Origin of the sequence: Marinobacter vinifirmus (assembly GCF_002258215.1) — a bacterium.
Taxonomy (GTDB): domain Bacteria; phylum Pseudomonadota; class Gammaproteobacteria; order Pseudomonadales; family Oleiphilaceae; genus Marinobacter; species Marinobacter vinifirmus.
Map to the genome: position 1 here is coordinate 24,266 of NZ_NEFY01000021.1, position 8,262 is coordinate 32,527.

The following is an 8,262-nucleotide window of genomic DNA, read 5'->3' on the forward strand; positions in this document are numbered from 1 at the left end:
GATCTGTCGCCGAAATGTCAGAAGCCAAAGTGGAGGGCTCAGATACTTGGGCCGACCCGGTCATCAAGTATGGCATTGCGCCTGAAACTCTAGAGGGACCTAATACAGTTGGGCATCGCTTTGAGGTAAGCCAGCAGCTGCCCTGGCCGGATCATCTGTCGGCGTCTCGCAAGGCAGCGGAGGCCGGAATGCTTGCCGCCCAGCAGGAGACTCAGTGGCTAATAAGGCAGCTGACAGCTCGCGTTAAGGAGGCGTATGCATATTGGTGGTATACCAATGAAGCGATCAATCTCCATCATGAGACACGCGCTTTGGTAGAGCAACTGGCCACCGTAACGGAACAGAGGCTTGACTATGGCATCGGCTCGCAAAGTGAAATGCTCAGGGTCAAAACGGAGTTGGACACTCTAGATGCCAGACTAGTAGAGCTGCAAGCGGAAAAGGCCGGGCTAGCCAGCGACCTGATTCCTCTGCTTGGGCGTCGTCCGACGGGGGCCAGTTTGCAACTGACGGAGGCATCTGAAACGCTTCTGTTCGCCGATGGACAGTTGGAACCAGATCATCCGCTGATTCGGGCAGCCGAGGCAAGGGAAGCCGAGGCGCGCGCGCGGCTGGATGTTGCCGAAGTCGATCGTAGACCTACGTTCACAGCTAATGCCGGCTATAACAGCCTGTGGGCTGACGAGAGAAAACGTTGGGTCGTCGGCATTGGCGTTCGGATTCCATTTAGTGGGCAGCGCCAGCACAGCGCCGTTCGAAAGGCGACTGCCGAAGCCTCACAAAAACGATGGCTGGCCACTCAGGCTCAGCGGGAATGGCGGGCTTCGATCGCTAAACTGAGGGCAAGCGTTGAGGCCGGCCATGGTCGCCTGAACATCCTCAACGAGCGACACTTGCCAAACCAGCGCGCGCACTGGGAAGCCAGTCTGAACGAGCTGGCCAGTGGCACTGGCAGACTGGAGGACGCAATAAATAGCGCAAGACAGCTTACTGGGGTCAAACTCCGTCGAGCTGGGGTGATCCGTGATCTATATAGTGCCTCGGCCGGATACGAAGCCCTGATACCGGTGCGTACTATCAATGCGTTAAATTAAAGAGGTAATTCAATGGTCAAGTCTTCGGGCATTTTGGATAGCACCAGAAAGTTCCATTCCAAATGCCCGAAGACTCGAAAAAACCACTTGGACCAAAACTCATGAACCTTCCTGAATGTTCGCTTTGCGACCATACCGAGTACCAACAGCTTGTTCCGATCTCATCCAAGGGGGCTCATCGAACGGTCACTCTATTGCGGAATAAATACGTTGTTCCGTTGAATGGGCGAGGGGTCGTGAAGTGAGTCGCTGGTTTTTTGCGGACAGGGTGCGATTTTCTACCAATCAGTTAAACCTTCCGCACCCGTCGGGACCAGGCTTAATCGATGTAAAGATTCGTATCCGAATGTTTCACCTTGCGAAGTGGGTTCCAGGGTAGCGGTTGGGCAGTTATACAGACTTGCTCATAGCATATGAGCGGTTTCTTCTGTGATCACAATTTTTTAATTGTTCTACAATTTGGCGTTTCAGTGAGTTTAGCTTCCCGTTGACATTTGGATAGCATTAGCCGATATTTGTTGTACGGTTATTTTCCGTACGCGATGGCGTCTAGGTTTAAGCCAGTAGTACAGCAAAATGGAAAACACCAAAACAGAGGGACTGGTCGATTGGCCAGCCAGTTGAAAGAGGAACACCGCATGTCAAAAACAAGCGCGCGGCTGGATTTACGAATTGATCCAGCTATTAAAGAATTGGCGGCGCGCGCTTCAGCTCTGACCGGGAGTCACAGTCTCTCAGAGTTTGTCATCCAGGCAATCCGGGAGAAGTCGGTTCGCGTGATCGAGGAGGCTGAGGTGTATCGCCTGAACAGCCAGTCGTTTGATGCTTTTGTGGCAGCTTGCGAGGCAGCTCCAGCACCGAACGAGGCGTTGCTTAGCGCGAAACGTCGCCGGAGCAAAAGGATGGAAAACGGTGACCTTGAGGTTAGAGCCATTAGATAAGAAGTCGCATGACCGGAAATCGTTTGATTGTGGGCTGGAACGGGTAAATGAGTTCCTTAGGCGAGAAGCTCGCAAGCAAATGGACAAGAAAATTAATCGCACCTGGGTGCTGGTGGATGATGAACCTACAAATGTGTTGCCAGCTCCGGTCCTGGGGTATTTCACCCTGACCAGTGCAACCGTGGTGCGTGATGAGTTGCCAGATCAGGAGACCCGTAGTCGATACCCGGCCTATCCCATTCCAGTGATCAAGCTTGCGTGGCTGGGTGTGGATAGCAAACTACACGGATCCGAGCACCGATACGGTGAAACGATAGTTCTTGAGGCGTTGGAAGAGGCGTATCGGATTGTTCAATACACTGGCATGGGAATAGCGGTTGTAACGGACCCTCTTACCCAGAGCAGTGATCGTTTTTTTAAGCGCTACGGCTTCCTGCCTATGGGAAGGCAATTCGGAGATCTGCAGTCGCTTTACTTGCCTATGGGTACAATTGGTCAGCTGATTGATCTTCCATCTTGAGAATGGTCGCAACCAGGAATTGTCGCCCGAACGAGCGTTCAAAGTTTTGGATAACGGGCCTGTAGTGAGATTTTGGTTCCATTCATAAAATGAATGCTCTCGCTGCCAGTCCGTCATCAGCATAAGAGGTATAAAACCTGGCGTTGCTCTCAGGCAGGGCTGGAGCAAACCGACGAGTCCACGATCTCTGGCGGATGGGTCAAGCCCCAAGAGAGCTGCAGGTGGCATTCTACCTAACCTTTATACAGTGCTGCCGCCCCTCTTAGCGCTGCCAATACCAATTGCTCGTCGTCACAAACGGACTGCTTCTTAAGTTGTGCAAGAGCAAGTGCGCCAAGCCGAAAACTTTGTGAAATGGGCAGGGGTAGGGCGTATCCGGTACCTGATCCTTGGCTGGCAGCCAGGTAAATCCTGCCGGGCTGGCGCTCAATCGTTATCCCCTTTGTTGGCCTCTTAAACTCGGCCTTGGGTAAATAGCCCAGACACACACAACAAAGAAGTGGTAGGTCGTCCTCGCCCAATTGGAGAACAATCTTCCTCTTCCATTCAACGCGTTCACCTTGGCGTGGTGCGACTTCCAAATTCAGTGCAGCCAGCGGCACGCCACCCTCTTGGGTGATGTAGGTCGCCTCTGCAGTGAGAGCCGCCTTTGAACCGAAACAGCGTACCTTTGCCTGGAGAGCAGGGTGTTCAGGCTTGACCGTCGACATAGCGGTGAATGCTCAATGCTTGAATGACAGGTTCTGGCTCTATCTTGGATTCGCGCTGGAGTCGAACTGGAACCTCATTACGAAATGCTGGATTTTCACGCCAAGCCAACCTCGGGAGAGTCTCCTGCTGTGCAATAACTACTCCCGAAATCGGGCAACTCTTCCGGAGGACCTTGCCCGCCTCGCGATAGGCGTAGTTTGCTCGCAATTGATTCGGCAGAGTGATTCGGCGGACCAAAGGCTGATCGGGTGAACATTTTCGCCTCAGGACATCTACGGCGGTGTCTGCCAACTCCACATCGCGATCCCTGAGTCCTTCGGCAAGCGCCATGGCCTCATCAAAGCTGAGTTTCTGGATCCGGGCGTGACTGGTTGCCCAGGTCCAGGAGATTGAATCCAAATTACGAGGCATGATCCGGATCTGTCGGTAACACTCCCGCAGATCAAGCGTCTGAATTCCTGCACTTTTCAGAGCGTTCTTCAGCACCGTTTCCCGTGATACCCCGCGCTTCTCAAGGGAAAGGTTCCGGATTTTCAGAACAGTTTCCTTGAAGTGACTTTTAGCTGCATTTAGCTGCTCGACCGCCGACACTGTCGCATCTGAAGCACAAATAATGCCCGCTTCGTATTTCCTGTTGTGAGTATCGTCAATGGTCAGCCCAACCGCATCTATAATCGCAGCTCTGCGCGCATCCGCGGTATAGCGCTGTTTTTCAGTGGCGCCAAAAGTTGGGATATACACTTCAAAATTTCTGGCATGATCCGCTTCTGATAGCTTCTTTAGCCCCTCACAATGATCGACGAGGGATTGATAAGCAGTCGAAAGCTCCTCGATCAAGTCACGCGGGACAGGGACATCGCCAACATCAGAGTTCAACATGTTTTGGATCTCCCAATATCAGAGTACGGCACGGACACTGTGTGAACACAAACAAAATCAAAGACCTGATTTATTATACCATATATTCCTGCAGACGAATCTCTTCATTAGCCAATACCAGACTCTGACGGTATCTTGGTTGCACCTAAGCAAAAGATCCTTGAGATTGCCTGAACTCACGAATTGGACACCATGACGAAACTTGCGATCCCACTAAGCCTTGAGACGTTACAAGAGCTGGATAAAGACCGGACAAGACTCTCCGGCTTAACCAATGCTGAGCTGGCGGGTTTGTTTACCCTGTTTAAACTGGCCAACTCATCAAAACCCTTTAATGGCCCTGCGAGTGAACGTCTCCTTGCGGAAAGCCTCCTGCTGATTGGTGATTCTCAAGAGGCCAGATCAGAAATTGAGGACCTGGTACAGGATCGAGTAGAGCACTTTTCTGACCTGGCTCCGGGCAACAGCGACATGTTCTTTCTCATGTCAGTCTCGGACGTTGCCAACAAAAGTTACCTGGAACAAAAAAACCGATGGCGTTACGGTTGCTCGAAAGAGTTCAACCAGGTGTTCATCAAACGTAACATCCTGGGTCTGCAGCGGAATGTGTCACTATCGACTGAGCATGACCGCTTGATTCGAGCCATCGAGGCCGAGCCGGACGAACCCATGGCCATTCAAGGCTTTGCCGGCGTGGGTAAGACCTACCTCATCACAACGCTTGCGGCCTCCTTGAGCGCCAAAGGTCTCTCTGTTGTAGCTCTGGCTCACACCCGTCAGCAACTCACAGCGCTCATGGAACGCACGCAAGCCGTTCGGGGATTGACGTTAGCGGAATTGATGAAAGAGCTGGTCTATCCTGGAGAGCCTGCACCCAGGCCCTCCAGGGGCTCGCGTTACCGGATGGGGCAGCGCTTCAACCGCACCTATGAGCAAATGGCACATATTCTGGGGATCCAACCGCTTCAGCGAGCGAAGCCTCCCGAGGTTGCCAAAATTGCGTGGAAGACGGTAACGTCGTTTTGCCACAACTCCGGTCATGAGATCACGACTGAACATCTACCCGCTACGATAAAATCTCACTGGTCCGCCTCAGACAAAGTCATTCTGGTAGAAGTTGCTCGCAGGATGTGGGAAGTCATTGTGAATCCGCCAAATCAGGAATCTGAACTGCCAATGCGGATCTATCACCAAATCAAGCATGCTGATGTTGAAGGCAAGGTGCTTCCTCCTACGATCCGTATCGCCCTGGTCGATGAAGCCCACGATCTGCCCCTGCCCATTATTAATATTCTTGAGCGAACGCCGCCACCACAGGCGACATTTACCTTTGGTGATCGATACCAACACCTTTTCGGGGCCGGAGGAACTCAGCGACCAGGGCGATCACGAGGTCGAGAACTAGGCGTATCAGTCAGGGCTGGTGAGAGCACAACGGAGCTTTTTAACCAGGTTCTTGCGGCACACCCCATTACTCCGGAGCTGGAGTTTGTCGGCATCAGACCAGAAAACACCCGGGTTGTGTCCTACCAGACCCTGCCGGCGCCGAGCGGAAACTGCGCCATCATTTTTCGCTCATACTGGGCCTTGTTTGAGCAGTTCCAGCGATGCGCCCATGAAAAAGCCGCTTTCACGTTGATGCCAGGATCGGAGAAAGCCCTGCAGTGGTTCATGGGCGACGTAATCGAGCTGTTCAATCACGGTACGCGCCCAAGCTTCCCAAGCTTATTCCGGTACGGAACCTTCGATGAACTGGTAAAGCGTGAATCGCAACACGCCGATATCAGTCGTATTGTCGACCTGCTTTCCCGCGGTTATCAGCTCAAACACCTCGATGAATCATTGTCTCGGCAGGCGAGGGGCTCTGTAAATGTTCTGTGGCTAGGGATGCCAGAGCACACCAAGAACATGGAATTTGAAAAAGTTGTTATTGCGGACGATTTTTTCAGTCAGACCAACATGGTCTCAAAAGATGCTCTCGTGTCCAGCGTGTACACCGCGATCTCGCGAGTTAAAGCGGAGCTGCACCTACCTGCCGAATTTGATAATTGGGTAAGGGGGCTCTCAAGCTGACCAGGGAAACGTCGGTCCACGGTTCAGCGCGATGCGTTATGCCCCTGCGGTTTTCGGATGATCCGAGGATTACCTTCATCTTAATCTTTAGGGTATACGGATTTAATGGTTGATGGGGCACCTTCACCCCATCAATCTGATACCACCCTCAGATGGTTGATAGATCGACTCCGTAGTTGAGTTCCTCTGCGAAGTCCGGCAGTCCGTAACCGATGGTTTTCTTGTAGAAAGGAGAGACCTTCGCAGTCGGTGCCTTTTTCTTGTGCTTCGTGGTGTAGAGCATTCGTGCCCGCATCACCTCGAAGGAGTAACCGCGCCCTTCACGGTTCTTGTCCTTGGCCAGTCGGTTGATGGACTCCGTGTAAGCGTTGGTGACGGGCATGTCCGTCTCGAAGTAGGTCATGGTCTCTTCGCGCCAGTTTCCCACTGCCCTGACCAGATCGCTCCAGACTTCCTTTTGGCCCTTCGGGATGGTGGCTATCCACTCGTCCAGGGCGGCTTCTGCCTGGAGCCGTGTGGTGGCGTCCCAAGAGCTTTTTGCCAATAATGAGCATTATTTAACCCTTCAACGCCAAAATGCGTCTGGCACCGTTAAGTACAATGCCCCCCGCGATGGTGCCGATAATCAGATCCGGATAATTGGAACCGGTCCACGCGACCAGGGCGCCGGCGGTGATGACCCCCAGGTTGATCACCACGTCGTTGGCCGAGAATATCCAGCTTGCCTTCATGTGCGCCCCGCCTTCCCGATGTTTGGATATGAGCAGCAGACAACTGGTATTGGCAATCAATGCGACGAATGCGATAGCCATCATCACCAGCGATTCAGGCTCACTACCGAATACAAAGCGTCTCACCACCTCTACGAGCACGCCCACAGCCAAGATCAGTTGCAGTACACCAGCAAGATGCGCGGCACGTACCTGCATTTTCACGCTATGTCCAACCGCATAAAGGGCAAGCCCGTACACCGCCGCATCGGCAAAATTGTCCAGGGATTCTCCAATCAGGCCGGTGGACTGGGCGATCAGACCGGCAGTCATTTCCACCACGAACAGAAGTGCATTGATGCCGAGCAACCAGCGCAGGGTCCCGGATTCTTGCTTAGCAGAAGCTGCCGAAAACTCGGCGGCCTTGATGGTCTCCGGATTTGCAGCGACGGTTTCCTGAAGCGAGGCGCCTAGCCCCAAGGTCTTCAGTTTCGAGGTGACGGGCTCGACCTCGCCGTCATGCACGACCTTCAGCCGGCGGTTCGACAAGTCGAAGGACAGCGCCCGAATCTCCTCAAAGCCGTTCAGGGCTAGGCGAATCATTCGTTCTTCTGATGGACAGTCCATCTTCGGCACGGCATAAACACTGACCCATCTCCCTGGCGCCTCGGAGGAGGCCTGTATATCGGTATCCGCTGCGGACGTTGCATCACCGCCACAGGCGCCACCACAGGATTTGCTCATGATACGACTCCACTTGAACAATGTTGTGGTACCATTTAAAACTATAAAGCTACTATAAGGTCAATAGAGTAAAGAATCCGTTGGGGAGGAGGCTGATGCGCATTGGTCAGTTGGCGCAGTTGGTAGGGGTCGAAACACAGACGATCCGCTTCTATGAACAGCAGGGCTTGTTGCCGCCGCCTGATCGGCAGGACAACGGTTACCGTGTCTATACCGAGAAGCATGGTGAGGGGCTGGCCTTCATCCGTCGCTGCAGAATCCTGGGCCTGTCACTGGCTGAGATTCACGAACTACAGAGCTATCAGGACGACCCTCATCAGCCTTGTACCGCCGTCAACGCCTTGCTCGATGATCACATCTCTCATGTGCGGTCGCAGATAACCGCTCTGCAAGCGCTTGAGAAACAACTCGTTTCACTGAGAGCGAGTTGCAACGATGACCGGGAAGTTGAGGCGTGTGGGGTTCTTGCTGGAATTAGCGAAGGAAACATGCACCAGCAGTAGGTGAAGCATCAACCAGATAATCCGATGAGATGCCGGTCTGTCTCACTCTCATGCAAAGGTAAGATCAACCATTTAATCCGCTTACCC

8 protein-coding genes and 1 pseudogene are annotated in these 8,262 nt (G+C 53.1%); 5 read left to right on the plus strand and 4 right to left on the minus strand.

From position 1 onward, the window contains the following. Positions 1 to 14: 14 nt before the first annotated feature. The 3 genes from B9Q17_RS15815 (at position 15) to B9Q17_RS15825 (ending at position 2,555) form a co-directional block, all read left to right on the plus strand. Positions 15 to 1,094 (plus strand): TolC family protein, encoded by a 1,080-nt coding sequence (locus B9Q17_RS15815; RefSeq protein WP_133005111.1) that lies wholly within the window; start codon positions 15 to 17, stop codon positions 1,092 to 1,094. 608 nt (positions 1,095 to 1,702) lie between these two features. After that, a complete protein-coding gene (locus B9Q17_RS15820) occupies positions 1,703 to 2,035 on the plus strand; it encodes a type II toxin-antitoxin system TacA family antitoxin (RefSeq protein ID WP_236075127.1) in 333 nt (110 codons plus the stop codon). Between the two features lie 79 nt (positions 2,036 to 2,114). Continuing rightward, the gene (locus B9Q17_RS15825) at positions 2,115 to 2,555 is read left to right on the plus strand and encodes a hypothetical protein (RefSeq protein WP_058341909.1); all 441 of its coding nucleotides are present in this window, start codon (positions 2,115 to 2,117) and stop codon (positions 2,553 to 2,555) included. Between the two features lie 233 nt (positions 2,556 to 2,788). On the opposite strand, the gene B9Q17_RS15830 is transcribed toward B9Q17_RS15825, so the two are convergent. Next, a complete protein-coding gene (locus B9Q17_RS15830) occupies positions 2,789 to 3,265 on the minus strand; it encodes a hypothetical protein (RefSeq protein ID WP_058341908.1) in 477 nt (158 codons plus the stop codon). Beyond that, positions 3,246 to 4,145 carry a DNA replication terminus site-binding protein gene (locus B9Q17_RS15835; protein ID WP_058341907.1) on the minus strand — a complete coding sequence of 300 codons (900 nt, stop codon included), beginning with the start codon at positions 4,143 to 4,145 and terminating at the stop codon, positions 3,246 to 3,248. The genes B9Q17_RS15830 and B9Q17_RS15835 overlap by 20 nt, the downstream gene beginning before the upstream one ends. A gap of 192 nt (positions 4,146 to 4,337) precedes the next feature. Here B9Q17_RS15835 and B9Q17_RS15840 point away from each other — a divergent pair, with 192 nt between their 5' ends. Continuing rightward, positions 4,338 to 6,218 (plus strand): AAA family ATPase, encoded by a 1,881-nt coding sequence (locus B9Q17_RS15840; protein ID WP_058341906.1) that lies wholly within the window; start codon positions 4,338 to 4,340, stop codon positions 6,216 to 6,218. Positions 6,219 to 6,366: 148 nt separating this feature from the next. Here B9Q17_RS15840 and B9Q17_RS15850 read toward each other — a convergent pair. Together B9Q17_RS15850 and B9Q17_RS15855 are read right to left on the minus strand one after the other, a co-directional pair. Then, a pseudogene (locus B9Q17_RS15850) lies at positions 6,367 to 6,747 on the minus strand (transposase); the annotation flags it as partial. Positions 6,748 to 6,775: 28 nt separating this feature from the next. Continuing rightward, positions 6,776 to 7,672 (minus strand): cation efflux transmembrane domain-containing protein, encoded by an 897-nt coding sequence (locus B9Q17_RS15855; RefSeq protein ID WP_004574643.1) that lies wholly within the window; start codon positions 7,670 to 7,672, stop codon positions 6,776 to 6,778. A gap of 95 nt (positions 7,673 to 7,767) precedes the next feature. Between B9Q17_RS15855 and cadR the strand changes: the two genes are divergently transcribed. After that, complete coding sequence (gene cadR, locus B9Q17_RS15860; protein ID WP_004364961.1) at positions 7,768 to 8,175, plus strand: Cd(II)/Pb(II)-responsive transcriptional regulator; 408 nt, start codon at positions 7,768 to 7,770, stop codon at positions 8,173 to 8,175. Positions 8,176 to 8,262: the final 87 nt, after the last annotated feature.